This window comes from Pedobacter sp. SYP-B3415 (assembly GCF_004138205.1).
Classification (GTDB): domain Bacteria; phylum Bacteroidota; class Bacteroidia; order Sphingobacteriales; family Sphingobacteriaceae; genus Pedobacter.
In genome coordinates, this window is sequence record NZ_RXNQ01000014.1 from 21,984 (window position 1) to 41,701 (window position 19,718).

Below are 19,718 nucleotides of genomic sequence, written 5' to 3' on the forward strand. Positions count from 1 at the left end.
AATTTGGACTTGCTCGCTACTTATTTTTTCGAAATCTGGCAAAAAAGCCCCTGGAGGTTTTTTCTTGGCCGTAAGCTCCATATCCGTACCCATAACCATAACCATAGCCATATCCATAACCTTTCGTTGCCTGAATATCATTGACTACGATTCCCAGATTTCTCATTTTTTTACCTTTGTACAGATCGTCAACGATATGAAGCTGATCTTTCAATGTGAAGCCCTGGCGCACCAGATACAGACAGAGATCAGCGTACGGCGCCAACAATTGAGCGTCTGTCACAATACCTACGGGCGGTGCATCGACAAGGATATAGTCAAATTGTTCTTTCAATTCAGTCATCAAACTTAATGTTCGCTCATTAAGTATCGTCTCCGCTGGATTCGGTGGAATAGGCCCGGACGATATGATAAACATATTTGGATTGATTTGTAATGGTACTATTATATCCTTGGCCTGCAGATCCTCCTTTATGATATAATTTGTAAAACCTTTGACATTAGCAATTCCCAACTTCGCAGAAAGTCCAGGCTTTCGCAGGTCGAGCTCCATTAATAAAACCTTCTTACCAGTTAAAGCAAGGATATTTCCGAGATTGATAGCCGCGAATGATTTTCCTTCACCGCTCATGCTGGATGTGAAAAGAATCACCTTTTCATCTGAACTCTTTAGAAAGAAAGCAAGGTTGGTACGTAAGGCCCGAAATTGTTCTGCAATCGCTGAACGGCTGCTGTTAGCAACAACCAGATTATGATCTTGATCGTTATGGCTAATCTCACCTACGACAGGGACAGCTGTCTTTGCTTTGATGTCATCTTTTGTATTGACCTTATCATCCATCAGATCTTTTACATATACAAATCCTAAAGGAATGAGCAGCCCGAGAACAAATCCTCCTAAATAAATCATAGACTTCTTAGGGCTGAATGGCTTAAATTCAGACTTAGGTGGATCAATCGTTTTGCTGTTAGCTATATTTGACGTTTTAGAAATGGCTGTCTCCTCACTTTTTTGCATCAGGAAAATATAAAGCTCCTGTTTTATCTGTTGTTGCCGCGCAAGGTTTAGGTAGCTGCGCTCAACTGCTGGGACCTGGTTAACCTGGTTTTCAGCCTGATTCAACTGGCTTTTCACTCTGTTTCGAGCTGTTTGAAGCCCCGTTTTTGTTGAAATCAAATTGCTTAGAATGTCAGCTCTCAAATTGCTTATTTGTTGATCCAGATTCTGGATCACCGGAGCAGACTCTGTCAGCCCTACTAAGCGGCGGTCACGCTCCTGAAGTAATGTATTATAGCGTTCAATTAACCCGCCAAAAACCACGTCGCCTTCGATGATTGCGCTTGGTAAAATTCTCTTATTATTAACATCTTCCAGAGATTCTTCTAGATCGTTAAGAATAGCGAGCTGAGTTTCAACTTTGGCCAATTCGTTCACATATTGACTTGTGTTTTGAACAAGCAGCTTCCCTTGTTCACTCATGTCCGCGAGATTATTTCGCTGCTTGAAGCCCTGAATGTTACTCTCCAAGCCGCCAAGTTCGCCGCTTATAAAAGCAAGACGGTTTTGAATAAACTTGATGGTACTGTCTGCTACTTCATTTTTATCGTTTAGGTTACCCTCTACATATTTCCGGATCAGCTTATTTAAAACATCTTCACCTTTTTTAGGGATCGAGTGTTCCAATCCTAGCGTGATAACTGTGACCTGTTTTGTTGGAACTTCAACCGAAAGCGCCTTCATGAACTGAGCAACGGCATCATCAACAGAACTGAGGTGCAACCGATAGTCCGGGTAAAGAATGGAAACAGCTGTGTCGCGTAAGATCCGAAAATTACCTAAATGCGCAATTTTAACTTGCTGACCAAATGCAAGGGTCGTATCTATATCATCATTTTTCAGGCGGAAACCTTTCCGGGTTATGTCAGATATATCGAACGATTTGAAATGTATGGTATCAACGGCAGAGATGATCTCCAGGCGGAATGGTGTTGGATAAATCTCAACGTCTTTGACACGTCCTTTTTTATACCAAGTCACGTTTAGCTGCATGTCCTTAACCGTCTGTTCCATCAGAAACCGTGTCTTCAGAATTTCAGCTTCATTATCGACGGTACTTTTTGTACCGAGAAGTCCGCTTAGGTCACCCAGGGCTCCGTTGCTACTGCCCAACAGTCCTGAAGCTCCCTTTTGCTCATCATTTACGAGCACTTTAGCAGAAATGCGATAGATCGGGGGCTTATATCGGATATAAAGAAATGCCAGAGAAACACAAATTGCTACTGAAATAACAAACCAATACCAGTTATCAAGAACCCGGTAAAAAAGGCTCCTAATATCAAGACCGCCGTCTTTTTCCTCAACTTCTAATATTTGTTCCAAAGTACTAATGTTTAAACTAAATGCGTGTCAGTAGAATAATTAATACAGAGAGTGCTGACCCAACAATCGCAAATGTCTGCGTTCTCGCACTATTCAATGATGCCGCCTTCGCCTTATTCGGCTCGATGTACAGCACGTCATTCTGCTTCAGGTAATAATATGGGCTGTTAAATAACGAAGAGGAGTTGAGGTTTAACCGCGCAAATTCTTTCTGACCATTGTTATCGCGTACCAACAGGACATTTTCACGTTTGCCGTAAATGGTCATGTCTCCGGCCATACCAAGGGCATCAAGCACGGTCACCTTTTCATTCGGGATCACATAGGTTGATGGCCGAAGCACTTCACCTAAAACAGTGACCTTAAAGTTAGCGTACCGAACCTGTACATTCGGATCTTTGTAGATCGCCTTTGCTTTATCGCGGATGACCTCTGCGGCGGCGGCGGTTGTCATGCCGTTCAGTTTGATTTTTCCTACACCCGAAAGCTCGATCTCACCATTTTTATCAACCAGGAAACCGGCGATGGCCTGCTGCTGTCCGGTGGCGGTAAGTTGTGTGGTGATAAGGTTTTGTGTAGCCAACTGGTTAACCGGCACACCGGTGGTGGCATCGATGGCAAAAACAGAGATTGACAATATATCGTCCGGCTGGATGGTCGGCTCGGTAAATTTGGCGCTGCTGGCCAGTGCTGAACGCTCAGCAGGTGAAATATCCTGGAAGTAAGGGACGTTTTTTGTTGTCACGCAACTGCTCATGCCAAGCAGCACCAGAAATAGAACCGACAACTTTTTTGCTTTAACACGGACGCTTTGTCTCAACATGCTGGGGGTCAATAGGCTAAAAAACAATTTGTTTTGGGCGCTGGGCCGGTTTTCCGCTCGCGGAACGTACCTCAACTCAGTCGCTGCAAAAATAGGCTTATAGTCAGTCATTTAATATACCAAGGTGTGGGTATTTTTTTTGGTTGCTGCTTTTTGTATGCAATATAAGGGCATCATCCGGTTGCCGGCAGGCTTCTGAAACTGCCCTGCGCTCAGCCAAACAACTCCCGGTTTTTGAAACCATAGTTCCCGATCAGCTCATACAGTTTACCGCTTTTTACACCTTCTTTCAGCACCTTCAGGTGCCGCTCATGGTGCAGGTCTGTCCCGGCGAGGTCATACAGTTTATTCTCCAGCAGGTACTTCGCCTGGTTTTTTGCCTCCGGTCCGTAATAACCCAGCACCGACAACAGGTTAAGCTGGAACAGACAACCCACTTCTTTGAGGCGGCTGAGCCGGGCCCGGTCGCGATAATAAAACACGTACCGCTCGGGGTGCGCCAGCACCGGTTTGTAGCCCGCAATATGCAGATCAAAGATCACCTGGTCGATGTTCGGAAACTCAGACAGGTAAGACATTTCTACCAGCAGGTAACGGTCGTGCAGGCAGAGCAGTCCGTCGCGAACCTGGAACGTATCGTCGATCATGTATTCGGCGGCAGCGGCGAGGGGCGCACGGAAGTTTTGTTTTGCGGCAGCCTGCTGCAGGTGCTGAAAGGCCACATCGATTTTTTCAGGGGTGTTCGGATACAGCTCGGTAAAAACGTGCGGGGTACAGATAAATTTCGAAAGACCGAGTTCCTGCAGCTGTTCGAGATAGATCAGCGCTTCATCGGTGTTGGCAGTGCCATCATCGATTCCGGGAATCAGGTGTGAGTGGATGTCTACACCCAACCAGAACAAATCGGTAACTTTTTCTTTCTTGGAGAAAAAACGGAGCATGCTTGTGCTGTTTAGAGATTTAATTTAGAGCACCCAAAGATACTGCTTTTTTAAGATCCGGACAAAAACAGTGCATTTCTCCTGCTGGTTTACAACAAATTAAGCACTGCTCATGATTCTTTTACAAAAAAAGAACGCCGGAATTGCCTGAATATTGAAGGGAGGATAAGTTTTTGTTAAATTATTGTGTCTTGTTTATTCGAAAATGTGGATCAGGGTCGTAGGTAGGTATTCGTAGTTCGTATTAAGATATGAGATTTGAGATTTGAGTCTTGAGACAGGGCTGCAATAGTATATAGATATTCGTAGTTCGTATTTAGACGTGGCGCAATTGTTAGATGTGAGATTTGAGTCCTGGAATAGTATATGGATATTCGTATTTAGTATTTAGACAGGGTGCCTAACCCCTCAGCCGGATAGGGCGTTTGAGGGGTTAGGCAGCAGTGGTCCTGACTCATGATTCATGGCTCTTGGTTCTCCTCACGGGTCATCCAGACAGAGCGGAGCGGCGGAAGGATCTGACTCGGGATCACAAGTCAGATTCTTCGCTACGCTCTGAATGACACCCGATGGGGATGACGGCGTGGGGGGACGTTGGTCGGGCTTGGCAGAGTGAGGGGTTAGGCGCCCAGGGCTTTCAACTTTTCACTTTTGACTTTTAACTTAGAGCGGTCTTTCATCTTTTTTCCTTTTTCTTTAGTCTCATTGGCGAACGGTCGCCGCTATGTCTTCGCAGGGGGATCCCTCGCCGTTGCGATCATACAAGATGGGAATTACGTAAACGCGCTTCGGGATGACGGCGTGTGGGACGTTGGTCGGACTTGGCAAATTCAGGGGTTAGGCGCCCAGGTCCTGACTCATGATTCAGTGTTGTCCGGGGAAAGTTTTGCGAAAGCCAATAGTTCTTTGGTTTCCAATTGATGTGAGGCTATGGTATCGAACCGCTCACCGCCGCGGGGGCTCCTTCTTTTTCTTGGAAAAGAAGCAAACCGCTCCGGCTGTGTATCTCTTCTTGCATAAAAGCATCAAAAGTCCAACGGCGGCGGGAAAAGGCCCGGATTACCCCTGCACCATCATGTTCCGGGCTGGTTCCCCTCCTTGGTTCTTCCCGACCTCCTTAAAACAGTGCAAGACTTTTAATACTTTTCTGCGGCGAGAAGATACAAGGCCGGTTCGCACCTATCAGTGGCAGTAATCAGGCTAAACCCTCATAAAAACCACTGACTGTACGTAAAACCCACAGACATAGAATACAGGGGGGCTTGATTTAGAAAACTCAGGAAAATGCTGCTTTGATAATGTTCAAAAGGATCCAGTTTTGTTCTGCGCGTTTCCCGGATAACAATGATTCCTGAGTTGTGGTTCAATCATTTTTTTCTTTAATCTCATTGAGGGGCTTTGCGCCCAGCTCTTTGAACTTCACACTTTCCACTTTTAACTCAGAGCAACTTACAACTTAATACCTATAACTTAAAACTCACTGGTTCGTGGTTCGGCTAGCAGACAAAGCAAAGCGGGCGAGCCTGTCCCGAAGCAGTCGGGAAAGGATCTGACTCGGGATCACAAGTCAGATTCTTCGCTGCGCTCTGAATGACCCGTGGGGGAATCGTGGTCTGGAATGAAGCCAAGGGATTTATTGAGATTTGAGATATCAGTCTTAATAGTATATAGGTGTTCGTAGTTCGTATTTAGACAGGGCGCAATTGTTAGATGTGAGAATGAGATTTGAGTCCTGAGACGTGGCGCGAAACCCCTCGGCCGGTTAGGGCGTTTGAGGGGGCGCTGTCTTTCCTCTTTTTTCCTTTTTCTTTAGTCTTGTTGAGGGGCGCTGCGCCCAGACTTAAAACTTAATACCTATAACTTACAACTTCACTGATTCGTGGTTCGGCTAACGGCCATTGAGGGGTTTTGCACCGTGGTCTTTCATCCTTGTTCTTTTTTCTTTAGTCTCATTGAGGGGCTCTCCGCCCAGCTCTTTGGACTTTCAACTTTTTACTTTCAACTCAGAGCGACTTTCAACTTTTTACTTGCAACTCAGAGCGGTCTTTGTTCCTTGATCGCCCTTTCGTACATTCGCAGTTCAATTTCCTAAACTTCATGAAATTCCAGTCTTTTCTTACGGCGGCGGCCTGTATTTGTTTATTAACTCCCGGTTTTGCACAGAAAAAACGGCTCGATCTGCAGCAGTCGCTCGGTGAAAAACCTTCCTTAACCAAAAACATCCGCAGCATTGTGGGCTGGGAAAGCGCCGGCCGGTACCTTGAGTCAGACATGCGGCTGCGTAAGGTCTATGCGGTCGACATCGCCAGCGGCGAGAAACGAGAATATGTAGCGCCGCCAAGCAGCGATGTGGAGGTTTTTGTAAAAGAAAAAGACGTCTTCCTGCAGAAAGGACAGCAGCCTGAACGCCGGTTAACCAATAATCCCGCGGAGGAAAAAAACCCGACCCTCTCGCCCGATGGCCGTTATGTAGCTTTTACCCGCGACAATGACCTGTACGCTGTCGACCTCGAATCGGGGCGCGAGATTCGCTACACGAACGATGGTACCGATGTGATTTACAATGGTTATGCATCCTGGGTGTATTTCGAGGAGATCCTCGGTCGCGCCACCCGCTACCGCGCCTTCTGGTGGTCGCCCGACAGCAAACACCTCGCTTTCATGCGTTTTGACGATACCAAGGTGCCTATGTTCCCGATCTACAACTCGACCGGTCAGCATGGTTTTACCGAAAAAACCCGCTATCCGAAAGCCGGCGATCCGAACCCCGGCGTGCGTGTCGGTTTTGTGGCCGCTGCAGGGGCGCCTGTGGTCTGGGCCGATTTTAACGAGCAGGACGATCAGTATTTCGGCACGCCGTACTGGAGTTACGACGGCAGCAGCATGATGGTGCAATGGATGAACCGCGGACAGGACAACCTCAAGTTTTACTCGGTCGATCCCAAATCGGGCAAAAAACGTGAGATCTATGATGAGAAACAGCCTTCATGGGTAGACCTTGACTTCGATGGCCGCATCACGTACCTGGAAGACAAAAAACATTTTATTCTGAAAAGCGACCGCAGCGGCTGGGCACATTTTTACCTTTACACGCTGGAAGGAAAAATGATCAACGCGCTGACCGCCGGAAAATGGCAGGTAAAAGACCTGATCCATGTCGATGAAACCCGCAAACAGGTCTTTTTTACAGCCCGTAAGGAACGTTCGGTCAACACCGACTTTTACCGCGTTGATTATGACGGTAAAAACCTGAAACGCCTCAGTTTTGGCGATTACACACACAAAATTGCCATGGCACCCGATGGCCGCCATTTCCTGACCACCTACTCGAACGTGGCGACACCGCCGCGGATTGCCCTGCTTGACAGCGAAGGCAAACTGATAAAAGACATTGATGACAGCAAAGCCGACGATTTCGACAGCTATAGTTATGGTCGCACAACCATGATTACCATCCCTTCGGGCGATGGTTACAACCTGCCGGCTACCGTAACCTGGCCAACAGATTTCGACAGCACCCGCCGGTACCCGGTGGTATTCAGCATGTATGGCGGGCCGAACGCGGGCAGTGTAAGCAACACATGGAAAGGAACCGGCGGACAACTCTGGGCGAATGAGGGTGTGGTGCAGATTACTGTAGACCACCGCGCATCGGGTCAGTTCGGGAAAGCAGGCGTAGCGCTGATGCACCGGAACCTGGGTAAATGGGAAATGTTCGACTATATGGCTGCCGGCCGGTGGATTAAAGCGCAAAGCTGGGCTGATCCGGCGAAGCTGCTCATCACCGGGCATAGTTACGGCGGGTACATGACCTGTATGGCGCTGACCTATGGTGCCGATGTGTTTGATTTTGGATATGCCGGCGCCCCGGTTACAAGCTGGGAGCTGTACGACAGCCACTATACGGAACGGTTTATGGATACGCCGCAGGAAAACCCCGAAGGTTACAAAAATGCTTCGGTGCTGACCTGGGCAGACAAGTACAAAGGGCTGCTCCGCATCATGCATGGAGATATGGACGATAATGTGCATATGCAGAACACGATCCAGCTGGTGGATAAACTGCAGAACGAAGGCAAACACTTCGAGCTGATGATCTACCCCGGCGGGCGCCACGGCTGGGGCGGCGTAAAAACGCTGCACGACCGCCTGGAGCGCTACCGCTTCTATTACGAGCACCTGCTCGGCAAACCCGTACCCGCGGCGCTGCTGAAGGCGAGAAGAAATTAGTAACTAGTAGTTCGTATTTAGTAGTTAGACAGAAGGCGCATAAACCGTTAAGTTGAGATTTGAGACGTGAGATTTGAGTCCTGAGACAGGGCTGCAATAGTATATAGGTATTCGTAGTTCGTATTTAGACGTGGCGCATTTGCTCGAGATTTGAGATTTGAGTCTTGAGACAGCGCGCAAAACCCCTCGGCCGGGTAGGGCTTATTGAGCGGTTAGGCGCCTAAGGCTTTGAACTTTTCACTTTCAACTCAATGGGTTCTTTTTTCTTTAGTCTCATTGAGGGGCTAGGCGCCCAATCCTGACTCATGATTCATGGTTCGTGGTTCGGCTAGCGGCCATTGAGGGGCTCGCCGAGGTCTTTCATCCTTGTTCTTTTTTCTTTGGTCTGTCTGCGCGAACGTTCGCCACCACCTCTTCGCAGGGGATCCCTCGCCGTTGCGATCCCGGAAGAAAGGGATTTCGTAAACGCGCTTCGGGATGACGGCGTAAGGGAAGGCAGTGGCTCTTGGCGGCTGAGGGGCTCTGCGCCCAGTCCTGACTCGTGATTCATGGTTCGTGGTTCGGCTAGCGGCCATTGAGGGGCTAGGCGCCCAATCCTGACTCATGATTCATCGTTCCTGGTTCGGCTAGCGGCCATTGAGGGGTTCTGCGCCCAGCTCTTTGAACTTTAAACTTTCCACTTCTAACTCAGAGCAACTTAAAACTTCACCGGTTCCTCTTTCAACTCCCCTCCTTTTCCGTTAACATTGCACATGGAGGTTTTAAAACCCGGCGGGCGTTCGGGACCGGCAGCGCCCCTGAATTATTTTACCAGGTGGATCATACTGACAGCGGTGATCGGCGCACTTGCCGGCAGTGCTTCTGCATTTTTTCTTACAGCGCTGGATGCGGTAACCGTTTACAGGGAAACGCATGGGCGCATCATCTTTCTGCTCCCTGTCGCGGGCCTGGCCATCGGACTGCTTTATCATTATTTCGGGAAATCGATAGTGAAGGGCAATACCCTGATCATTGAGGAGATCCATAAACCTTCGGGCATAATTCCATTGATCATGGCCCCTTTCATCCTGGTCAGCACCCTGCTTACACACCTGTTTGGCGGCTCCGCCGGAAGGGAGGGAACGGCCGTTCAGATTGGCGGGGCGATATCCGATCAGTTCAGTCACTGGTTCGGTCTCGATCACCGGGACCGCAACATCCTGCTGATCTGCGGCATCAGCGCCGGTTTTTCTTCGGTATTTGGTACCCCGCTCGCCGGAACGGTCTTCGCCCTCGAAGTTTTTTTGCTGGGAAGCATGCGGTACCATGCCCTGTTTCCGGCACTGCTTTCAGCAATTTTTGCCGATCTCAGCTGCCGGTTCTGGGGCGTTGGCCATACGCATTACACCGTCAGCGCTGTTCCGGAACTGAACCTGGTCCATATCGGTATGGCAGCTGTTGCCGGCGTTCTGTTTGGCCTCACGGCACGTTGCTTTTCACTCCTGAACCACTGGCTGACGGCTCAGTTTGCACGTTTTATTGGTTATCCGCCCTTACGTCCGCTGTGGGGCGGCATTATCGTTCTGGCTTTGCTGCTGCTTGCCGGCACACGGTACGCCGGACTCGGCATTCCGGTAATCGCCGATGCCTTCCGTTTTGCCCAGCCGGGAGAGACATTCCTGCTAAAGATGCTGCTTACCTGCCTCACACTCAGTGCGGGCTTTAAGGGCGGCGAAGTAACGCCCCTGTTTTTCATCGGCGCTACGCTGGGAAGTTTCTTATCAGCGCTGATGCCCATGCCGGTTTCCCTGCTTGCAGGCATGGGTTTCGTTGCCGTGTTTGCCGGCGCCGCCAACACACCGCTGGCCTGCATACTGATGGGCATTGAACTGTTCGGCAGTGCGCCTGCGGTGTACATCGCTGTTGCCTGCGTGCTGGCCTACCTGGTCTCAGGCTCCCGCGGAATTTACGGCGGGCAGTCATCGCGGGGCATCCAAACGGAGTATGAGGAATGAAGGGAATTTTGGTGAGATATGAGATTTGAGTCCTGAGACTTTGATAGTATTTAGGTATTCGTAGTTCGTATTTGGACAGGGCTGTCTAGTATATAGATATTCGTAGTTCGTATTTAGACGTGGCGCATACCCTGCATGTTGCATGACCGGTTTGCGCCCCGGGTCTTTCATCTTGGTTCCTTTTTCTTTAGTCTCATTGGCGAACGTTCGCCACCACCTCTTTGCAGGGGATCCCTCGCCGTTGCGATCCCGGAAGAAAGGGATTCCGTGAACGCGCTTCGGGATGACGGCGTAAGGGAAGGCAGTGGCTCTTGGCGGCTGAGGGGTTAGCCGCCCGGGTCCTGACTCATGATTCATTGTTGTCCGGTAAAAATTTACAGAACAAAATAAGATCCTTCTGAATAGTCTCAAAGCAGTATTTGCCTGAGTTTTCTAAATCAAGCCCCCCTATATTCTATGTTTATGGGTTTTACGTACAGGCGGTGGTTTGTATGAGGGTTTTGCCTGATTACTGCCGGTGATAGTTGCGAACCGGCCTTGTATCTTCTCGCCGCAGAAAAGTATTAAAAGTCTTGCACTGTTTTAAAGAGGTCGGGAGGAACCAAGGAGGGGAACCAGCCCGGAACGGAATGGCGCAGGAATAATCCGGGCCTTTTCCCGCCGCCGTGGGACTTTTGATGCTTTTATGCAAGAAGAGATACACAGCCGGAGCGTTTTGCTTCTTTTTCGCCAAAAAGAAGGAGCCCCGCGGCGGTGAGCGGTCCGATACCATAGCCTCACATCTATTGGAAACCAAAGAACTATAGGCTTTCCCAAAACTTTCCCCGGACAACACTGACTCATGATTCATGGCTCCTGGTTCGGCTAGCGGTCTTTCATCCTTTTTCTTTTTTCTTTGGTCTCCGTGAGGGGTTCTCCGCCCGGGTCCTGACTCATGACTCATGATTCATGGCTCCCCTAATAAAGCACCCTAAACTTAATCGTATGCTCGATTTTTTTGAGCGACTTAAACAGCTGTTTGTCGTATTCGGTATTGATGTCGGTGATGGCGTAACCGATCGTCGGGTTGGTCATGAGGAACTGTCCGACGATGTTGATGTCGTGTTTGGCAAAGATCGTGTTGATGCGGGCCATAATTCCCGGAACGTTGCGGTGAATGTGAATAAGCCGGTGCGAGCGCTCGATCTTCGGCAGCTGCAGGTTCGGAAAATTGACGCTCAGGTACGTGGTGCCGCTGTTCATGAAATCGGCCATGCGCTTCGGAATGAAATCTATATTACGCGGATTGCCCTTCGGATCGTCGAACACCACAATACCCATCTCTGTGCAAAGCGCCAGGTCTATCTGTCCCTTGGCATTGCCCAGGTACCCGATCGTTTTCAGCTTTTCGGCCCTTTTCAGTACGTTTTTGTCTATCTTTTCGCCGCCGGCTAGCAGGAGCATGCCCACGTCTTTTACATACTTTTCTTCAAATGTAGCCTTGTGGCGGATCGAGAAGCCGTCTTTCTTCAGCACCGTGATGGCATGTTCGTCGGCTTTTCCCACCACCAGGCAGAGGATGCGGTTTTTCGGATACGAGATGGCACGCGGCAGGTTGTTTACATATAAAAACTCATCAAAGCTGGGTGTAATGTGATCGGCCCGCTCGAGGATCGTCTGCCGGGCAATGTTTTCTGTAAAGGCAAAAAATTTACCGATCAGTCCGCTTTCGCGCAACTGGAAGTCAGAATATCCGTCGCCAATACCATACAGGTTCCCTTTTAACTGCAGGTGCTGCAGCAGCTTTACCTTTCCGCCTTCTTCACTCAGCGGATTGGCGTGGTCATAATCGATGATTTTTCCATCGCCGGTCGTGACGAATGTATTGGCGTAGATATTTTCCTTTTTAATATGATACTGGCTTACAACCGGGGTAATAAACTCCTTGAAACCGCCCGATACGATCAGCACATCATCTGCGTGTTTTTTAAAAAACTCCGCATTCCGCGAGAACGACTTCGATACTTTCTTTTTCAGGTGTTTAATGAGCTTTTTCAGGTGATCTTCATCCGCCTCGAGCAGTTTGACACGCTGGGCCAGGCTTTCAGAAAAGGAAAGTTTCCCTTCCATAGCCAGGTTTGTATAGTCCTCGATTTTTTTATAGATGGCTTCCCGGTCGGGATGATTGGCCAGCGAGATCCTGGCTAGCTCGTCGAGTGCTTCCACCTGGGTGAAAGTACTGTCAAAATCGATGATATAATACGCTTTTTCCTGCATGTTTATCTGAGTATCCGGCAGATCTGCGCTATGCTTTCTGCCACGGGTTTAAATTTTATGTGCGTTGCCTGTATAACTTTTTCGTTGTTGTATCTGCTTACCTGGAGGCTGCTTTTTGCGGTGTCTTTTGTTAGTCCGGCGGGTTTGCCGCTAAACAGGCTGAAGATGCCGGCGAAACGCCAGGCCAGCCCAAGCATCCAGGGTTTCGCTTCGCGCGACGGCGCCTTTACCCCGAGACCTTCTGCCGCCAGCGAGAGCAGGGTTTCATAACTATAGTTTTCTGATGAAACAATAAAACGCTCGGCGCTGATCTGGCTGTTCATCAGCCTGATCATCACATCGGCAACATCGCCGACGTCGACAAAACCGCTTACACCGCGCGTGAAATAAGGAAAACCGTCTTTTACCATTTTAAAGATCGCTCCGCTGCCGCCTGCACCGGCATTGGCGCCGATAATAACCGAAGGATTCACGATCACGGCGTCAAGGCCTTCGTTGATTCCGCGCCAGACCTCCATTTCGCCCTCATATTTTGATACGCCATAAGCATGCGCCTTGGGGTCATATTCGCGGTGGTCGTTTTCTGTGATCAGCTCTTCGCCGCGCCGTGCATCGCCAAGGGCGGCAACCGAACTGACGTGAACGAGCCGTGCGCCGGATAAAAGGCATTGGTTAACGATATTGGCCGTTCCTTCGATATTGGTTCTGTAAAGTTTGTCTTTATCCGCCGGACGGAAAGATACCAGCGCTGCGCAATGATACACCCGGGTAACACCGGCAAAGATATCTTCAAGGTCGGCCACATCATTAAGGTCGGCCAGTTGCCAGTCGATCAGGCTGTTGTGCTGAAGCAGGGCGGGGATTTGAGATGATTCCCGCCTGGTTGCGCGAACGGATAGGCCTTGTTTCGTTAGTTGATGAACCACTTCTGCTCCAAGAAAACCCGTGGCGCCGGTTACCAGTATCATTTCACTTTTTTTAGAACAGATGAGTAAATTGCGCTCCCAAAAATAGATATTTGGAGCCAATACTGTATAGCAAATATGTCTTTATCCGATTTTTTTTCGCCTTTGAACATGGCCTCACTCAGGCCTGCGGAGGGTTTCTTTACCAGCCATTTGGGCTTTAAGGCGACCCTGCACGAAGCCGAGTTCCCGGATCTGGAAGAAGGACAGTTTGACCTGGCCATTATCGGCGTTTCAGACGACCGCCGGGCTGTGGGCAACGAGGGCTGTGCCCTTGCACCCGACTATTTCCGTGAGAAATTCTACCGCCTGCACGAAGGCGCGTTTAACAGCAGAATCGTCGACCTGGGCAACATCCGCGCCGGCGCAGAAGTATCTGATACTTACATCGCGCTGAAGACTGTGGTAACGGAGCTTGTCAAAATGGGCATTCTGCCGGTCATCATCGGCGGCGGCCAGGACCTTACCTATGCCCAGTACATGGCCTATGAACAGCTGGAACAGAAGGTAGATCTTGTGGTGGTAGACAATGCCTTCGACATCAGCGACGATGGCGAGGAAGGCATTACCACGCGCTCTGACAGTTATTTGAATAAGATTTTCCTGCATCAGCCTAACTACCTGTTCAACTTCAGCAACCTGGGTTACCAGACGTATTTTGTAAACCAGGACAGCATTAAGGTGATGGACAAGCTTTATTTTGATGCACACCGCCTTGGCGAGTTTACCGCCGACATTTCGCTCACCGAACCCGTGATCCGGAATGCGAGCATGATCAGTTTTGATATGGGCGCAATCCGTTCTTCAGATGCAGGTGCAAATGCCAATGCCACACCCAACGGTTTTTATGGCGAAGATGCCTGCCGCATTACGCGGTATGCGGGTATGAACGACAAGCTGACCTCGATCGGTTTTTATGAATTTAATCCGGCGTACGACCAGAACGGACAGACGGCTTTACTGCTTGCGCAGATGGTCTGGTATTTTGTAGACGGTTACTATAACCGCAAAAAGGATTTCCCGCTTACGCCGAAGTCGCAGTTTATTATTTACCGGGCAAGCCTGAAGGAAGGCACCGGTGAGATGGTGTTTGTGAAAAGCAAAAAATCAGACCGCTGGTGGATGCAGGTGCCCTATCCTTCAGGCCCGACGAAAAACGAGCGTTATCACCTTGTTCCCTGCAGGTATGACGATTACCAAACCGCTGTAAACGGCGAAATGCCCGATTTATGGTGGCGAACGTATCAGAAGTTGTCTTGATTAGTAGTTCGTATTTAGTAGTTCGTATTTAGTAGTTCGTATTTAGACAGGGTGCAGCTGCTCAAGATGTGAGACGTGAGATTTGAGTCCTGAGACAGGGCTGCAATAGTATATAGGTATTCGTAGTTCGTATTTAGACGTGGCGCAGTTGGTAGAGATTTGAGATATGAGAGGTGAGTCCTGAGACAGGGCTGCAATAGTATATAGGTATTCGTAGTTCGTATTTAGACGTGGCGCATACCCTGCATAGCGCATAACCCGTTCAGCGCCGTGGTCTTTCGTCCTTGATCCTTCTTCTTTAATCCCATGGAGGGGTTCGGCGCCCAGGTCCTGACTCATGATTCATGGCTCGTGGTTCGACTATTGACGCGCTCAGCGCCCGGACTTTCCACTTTTAACTCCGGTTGAACTTTTTACTTTCAACTTTAACTATATTTGAGAAAACTAAACCGCTTATTCTAATATTATGAAAAAAATAGTTCTCATCGCCGCCTGCCTGCTTCCGGTGGCAGCGCTCGCACAATCAGGTTTTACCATTACCGGAAAGGTTGGCAAACTGAATGCCCCTGCAAAAGCCTACCTGGCTTACCGCGTTGGCAGCAACCAGATCATCGACTCTGTAACCGTTAAAGGCGGTTCCTTTACATTTAAGGGGAATGTTGAATCGCCCGTATTGGGAAACATCCGTCTGAAACATGATGATGCGCCGGCGGATAAAAAACGTCCTGCAGATGTTCTGCCTATTTATGTTGAAAACAAAAGCATTAAAGTTGAAGCCGCAGATTCGGTAAAGAAGGCCAAAATAACCGGCTCTCAGCTGAACGATGATAACGCACGGCTGCAGGCCATGCTGAAACCGGCAACCGAGCAGATGAACCGCCTGATGGCAGAATATACCGCCAAAACCCCCGAGGAAAGAAAAGATGCCGAGTTCCAGAAAAGCTTCGGCGAGCGCTACAATACAGCAAACAAGGCTTTCGAACCCCTGAATAAAAAATTTGCAGAAGAAAACCGTAATTCCCTCATCGGACTTACCGCTTACCGCAGCGTAATGGGTTACGACATTGACCCTGCTGTGGTCGAGCCTGAGTACCTTAAATTTAGCCAGGCTGTACGTTCAACCACCCTTGGCAAAGATATCGGCGTGATGATTGAAGGTGCACGTAAGCGCATGGTTGGCGCTATGGCAACAGATTTTACACAGAACGACCAGAACGGTAAACCGGTAAAACTTTCTGATTTCAAAGGCAAATATGTGCTGGTTGATTTCTGGGCATCATGGTGCGGTCCGTGCCGGGCAGAGAACCCGAACGTTGTTACAGCTTTCAACAAGTACAAAGACAAAAATTTTACCGTGCTTGGCGTATCGCTCGATTACCCGGGTCAGAAAGACGCCTGGTTAGCTGCGGTTGAAAAAGACGGCCTGACCTGGACCCAGGTTTCCGATCTGAAAGGCTGGCAGAACGAGGTGTCAAAAATGTATGGCATCCAGGCTATTCCGCAGAATCTGCTCGTAGATCCTTCAGGTAAAATCGTTGCAAAAAATATCCGCGGCGAAGAGCTGCAGACAAAACTTGCGGCCTTGCTGGGAAATACCAGTAAGTAACCCTGTTTTTATAAGGGGGTGTCATGTGTTACATGGCACCCTTTTTTTTTGCAGCCCGTCAGGCCCCGAAAAGATCGTTTAATGTGATCTCATTTTGTACCAGGCTTGCCTTGTAGACATTGCTGCTTACGCCGAAAGTCGTTACCATTACGATAAAGACCGTTTTCCGTGTCTTGCTTTGTTCCAGGAATACCTGTTTTTTGTTTGTCAGCGCGCCTGCATATTCTTTCGTAATTGTAAAGGGGCCTTCTGAAAACTTAATTTCACAGAGGCTGATACAGGCATCGCTGCGGTCAATCAGCAGATCGACCTGGCAACCCGGCCGGTCGGCCCTCCCTGCAAAGCGCCATGCAGATTCTTCGGTGTACACCCCCGATATACCAAGGGCGGCTTTCAGATCGGAAACATGCTTCAGGCAAAGGCTTTCAAAGGCCAGGCCGCTCCAGCTTTTCCATGCCTGATTTTTCATCATTTTAAACCAGGTACCCGAACCCATCGACCTGCCTCTTTCCAGAAATTTGAAGTAGAAAGCAGAATATTCATCAGAGAGCTTATAAATGCGGTCGCGCAGGCTTTTATTATAAGGCAGGTAAGCGGCAATAAAACCCGATTCAGCAAGCTCATCAAGCAACAGGCTCGTGGTGCCGCCGCTCTTTAAGTCACATGCATCGATAATTTCATTCCTGGTCATACCCGAAGGTTTGTTAGCCAGCGCGCGCACAATATCAATATGTGATTGCGCATTGCTAAACAGCGAGTGGTAGAGGTTCTGAAACTCATGCCGCAAAAGTCCGTCTTTACTGAAACACGTCCGGTCTATGACCTGTGCGGCGCTCTCCCCGGGTTCCGCTTCTTTCAGGTAATGCGGGATCCCGCCCATGACCATGTACAGCTGGGTAATCTGGAAATGGTCGAGGCGCACCTTCCGCGCATGCAGGAAACTTCCTGTCTCTGCCAGGGTAAAAGGCAGGAGCCTGATTTTCCTGGTGATCCGGTTGTGCAGGCCGCCCTTATTGTTTACTATTTTCTGAATCATCCAGGAAGCTGCAGAACCACAGATAACAATGATCAGGTTCGGCTGCTGTGAGGCCCAGTTGTTCCAGAAAAATTCAAAGGCACTCAGAAAACCTGATTTACGGGCATTGAGCCATGGAAACTCATCAAGGAACACCACCCCTTTTTTCCGTTTCAGCTGTGGTGCCAGACTATCCTGCAGGAGTTGAAAGGCTTGTCCCCATGTTGCCAAACCCGCCGGAAGCACAGGCATGCTGAATGCATTTTTTAGCGCATAAGCGAAATTTTCAAGCTGCACTTTCATAGCTGCATGGTGTACCCCTGAAAATTCAAATACCAGCTGCTTGCTGTAAAACTTCCTGATCAGGTATGTTTTACCAACCCGGCGCCGGCCATATACTGCGATCAGTTGCGCCTCCGGCTGATGAAGTGCCTGGCCCAAAAGCTGCTGTTCTGCCACGCGGCCGATGATTTCCGGATTATTTGTTTTCATTTATGAGCCTGAAAGGTATACAAATGTAAAAAACCCGATTTACGATTACAAATTATATGCAGCCACAACTATATGTAAAACCACACTTGTGGCTAAATATAATTAAATATACACAGCCATAACCAGGCTAAATTATAGAGTTGTGGCTGAATATAATGAGCTGTCTGCCACCATCCGGGTATACTTAAGACACGCGAAAAGCGTTGTATAACAAAGAAAAGACACGTTGCATAGGTTATTTCTAACCATCAATACTTAAATTTGAAGATAAGCAGTTAAATAAAATACATATGAAAAAAACAGTATTGTTTGTTGCCTGCATGGCTCCTTTTGCCTTACTGGCGCAAAACAATTTTACCATAACAGGAAATGTGAAGGCCCTGAAAGCGGGCGACAAGGTATTTCTGGTTTACCAGAATAACGAAGGGAACAAACTCGATTCTGTAACCGTGCAGAACGGGGCGTTCAGTTTTGGCGGCAAGGTTACGAACCCCTCGCGGGCTACACTGGTACTGAACAGGAATCCGATGAGCGAAAGACCGGCTGCGGGTGAAAAGGTTGATATGTTATCATTTTTTGTCGAGCCCGGAAAAATACAGCTTCAGTCTGCGGATTCTTTAAAGAACGCAAAAATCGCCGGATCGCTGATCAATGATGAGAACGTGCAGCTTCAAACTGCGATGAAACCTGTGTCGGCAAAAATGGAGGCGCTGAATAAGGAGTATATGGCGCTGGCTGATGACAAAAAGAAAGACCGCGAGACCCTGCAGGGTTTCCAGACCCGGGCCGAGGCCATTACAAAAGACATTCCGGGCATTTACTACACCTTTATAAAAGCACATCCTAAATCTTACCTCAGTCTCACTGCCCTTGCCCAGTTATCTTCAGATCCGGATCAGGCTGCGGCTGCAGAACAGGCATTCAACTCACTCTCTGCCGATCTGAAAGCTACCGAAACAGGAAAAGAACTGAGCACTACCTTTGCAGCTGCAAAAAAGACTGCAGTAGGCAGCATGGCTATGGACTTTACGCAGAATGATCAGAACGGAAAACCGGTAAAACTTTCTGATTTCAGGGGAAAATATGTGCTGGTCGATTTCTGGGCTTCCTGGTGTGGTCCATGCCGGCAGGAAAACCCGAATGTGGTAGCGGCCTATAATAAATTTAAAGACAAGGGCTTTACCGTACTTGGCGTATCGCTAGACCGTCCGGGGCAGAAAGAAGCCTGGGTAAAGGCAATAGCCGATGATAAACTTGCCTGGACACAGGTATCAGACCTGAATTTCTGGGACAATGCGGTTGCTAAACAGTATGGCATACGTTCCATCCCTGCAAACTTCCTGATCGACCCGCAGGGCCGCATTGTTGCCAAAGGACTCCGCGAAGAAGCCCTTCACAGCAAGCTGGCCGAATTGCTTGATAAGAAGAGCAAATAGAGATTGCTGAGATAGGGTAGTATTTAGGTATTCGTAGTTCGTATTTAGAAAGGGCTGCAATTGCTCTAGATGTGAGATGTGAGATATGAGTCTTGAGACAGGCTGTCTAGTATATAGATGTTCGTACTTAGTAGTTAGACGTGGCGCAATTGCTCGAGATTTGAGATATGAGATATGAGTCTTGAGACAGGGCTGTCTTGTCCTGATATAGGTTGACACATTAATCAACTTAAAACAAGGATTATCATGACAAAAAGTAATCGTAAAGTGATTCGGTACAGTATTAGCTTCAAGCAGAAAGTAGTAAAAGAGATCGAGCA

At 48.7% G+C, this 19,718-nt stretch carries 12 protein-coding genes; 5 read left to right on the forward strand and 7 right to left on the reverse strand.

The genetic code is table 11. From position 1 onward, the window contains the following. Positions 1–16: 16 nt before the first annotated feature. From EJV45_RS08155 to EJV45_RS08165, 3 genes are all read right to left on the reverse strand, one after another. A complete protein-coding gene (locus EJV45_RS08155) occupies positions 17–2,380 on the reverse strand; it encodes a polysaccharide biosynthesis tyrosine autokinase (protein ID WP_240755228.1) in 2,364 nt (787 codons plus the stop codon). A 16-nt stretch (positions 2,381–2,396) separates the two neighbouring features. After that, on the reverse strand, positions 2,397–3,167 hold the full coding sequence (locus tag EJV45_RS08160) for a polysaccharide biosynthesis/export family protein (RefSeq protein WP_240755229.1): 771 nt from the start codon (positions 3,165–3,167) through the stop codon (positions 2,397–2,399). Between the two features lie 248 nt (positions 3,168–3,415). Then, on the reverse strand, positions 3,416–4,144 hold the full coding sequence (locus EJV45_RS08165) for a tyrosine-protein phosphatase (RefSeq protein ID WP_129715186.1): 729 nt from the start codon (positions 4,142–4,144) through the stop codon (positions 3,416–3,418). A gap of 2,097 nt (positions 4,145–6,241) precedes the next feature. Here EJV45_RS08165 and EJV45_RS08170 point away from each other — a divergent pair. Then, positions 6,242–8,374, forward strand: a complete 2,133-nt coding sequence (locus EJV45_RS08170; protein ID WP_129715187.1) for a DPP IV N-terminal domain-containing protein — start codon at positions 6,242–6,244, stop codon at positions 8,372–8,374. Positions 8,375–8,702: 328 nt separating this feature from the next. On the opposite strand, the gene EJV45_RS08175 is transcribed toward EJV45_RS08170, so the two are convergent. Beyond that, entirely contained in the window at positions 8,703–8,924 is a 222-nt protein-coding gene (locus EJV45_RS08175) for a hypothetical protein (RefSeq protein ID WP_129715188.1), read from the reverse strand. A gap of 202 nt (positions 8,925–9,126) precedes the next feature. On the opposite strand from EJV45_RS08175, the gene EJV45_RS08180 reads away from it, so the two are divergent. Further along, complete coding sequence (locus tag EJV45_RS08180) at positions 9,127–10,368, forward strand: voltage-gated chloride channel family protein (RefSeq protein ID WP_129715189.1); 1,242 nt, start codon at positions 9,127–9,129, stop codon at positions 10,366–10,368. A 957-nt stretch (positions 10,369–11,325) separates the two neighbouring features. On the opposite strand, the gene EJV45_RS08185 is transcribed toward EJV45_RS08180, so the two are convergent. Both EJV45_RS08185 and EJV45_RS08190 read right to left on the reverse strand, forming a co-directional pair. Continuing rightward, entirely contained in the window at positions 11,326–12,624 is a 1,299-nt protein-coding gene (locus EJV45_RS08185; protein WP_129715190.1) for an HAD-IB family phosphatase, read from the reverse strand. Between the two features lie 2 nt (positions 12,625–12,626). After that, positions 12,627–13,592 (reverse strand): NAD-dependent epimerase/dehydratase family protein, encoded by a 966-nt coding sequence (locus EJV45_RS08190; RefSeq protein ID WP_129715191.1) that lies wholly within the window; start codon positions 13,590–13,592, stop codon positions 12,627–12,629. A 75-nt stretch (positions 13,593–13,667) separates the two neighbouring features. On the opposite strand from EJV45_RS08190, the gene EJV45_RS08195 reads away from it, so the two are divergent. Then, positions 13,668–14,849 (forward strand): formimidoylglutamase, encoded by a 1,182-nt coding sequence (locus tag EJV45_RS08195; RefSeq protein WP_129715192.1) that lies wholly within the window; start codon positions 13,668–13,670, stop codon positions 14,847–14,849. Positions 14,850–15,315: 466 nt separating this feature from the next. Further along, positions 15,316–16,455, forward strand: coding sequence for a TlpA disulfide reductase family protein (locus EJV45_RS08200; RefSeq protein WP_129715193.1), 1,140 nt, complete (start codon positions 15,316–15,318; stop codon positions 16,453–16,455). A 58-nt stretch (positions 16,456–16,513) separates the two neighbouring features. Here the strand turns inward: EJV45_RS08200 and EJV45_RS08205 are convergent, their stop codons facing one another. Next, positions 16,514–17,962: an ATP-binding protein gene (locus EJV45_RS08205; RefSeq protein WP_129715194.1), complete on the reverse strand. Its 1,449-nt coding sequence runs from the start codon at positions 17,960–17,962 to the stop codon at positions 16,514–16,516. Positions 17,963–18,252: 290 nt separating this feature from the next. Between EJV45_RS08205 and EJV45_RS08210 the strand changes: the two genes are divergently transcribed. Then, positions 18,253–19,398 carry a TlpA disulfide reductase family protein gene (locus EJV45_RS08210; protein WP_129715195.1) on the forward strand — a complete coding sequence of 382 codons (1,146 nt, stop codon included), beginning with the start codon at positions 18,253–18,255 and terminating at the stop codon, positions 19,396–19,398. Positions 19,399–19,718: the final 320 nt, after the last annotated feature.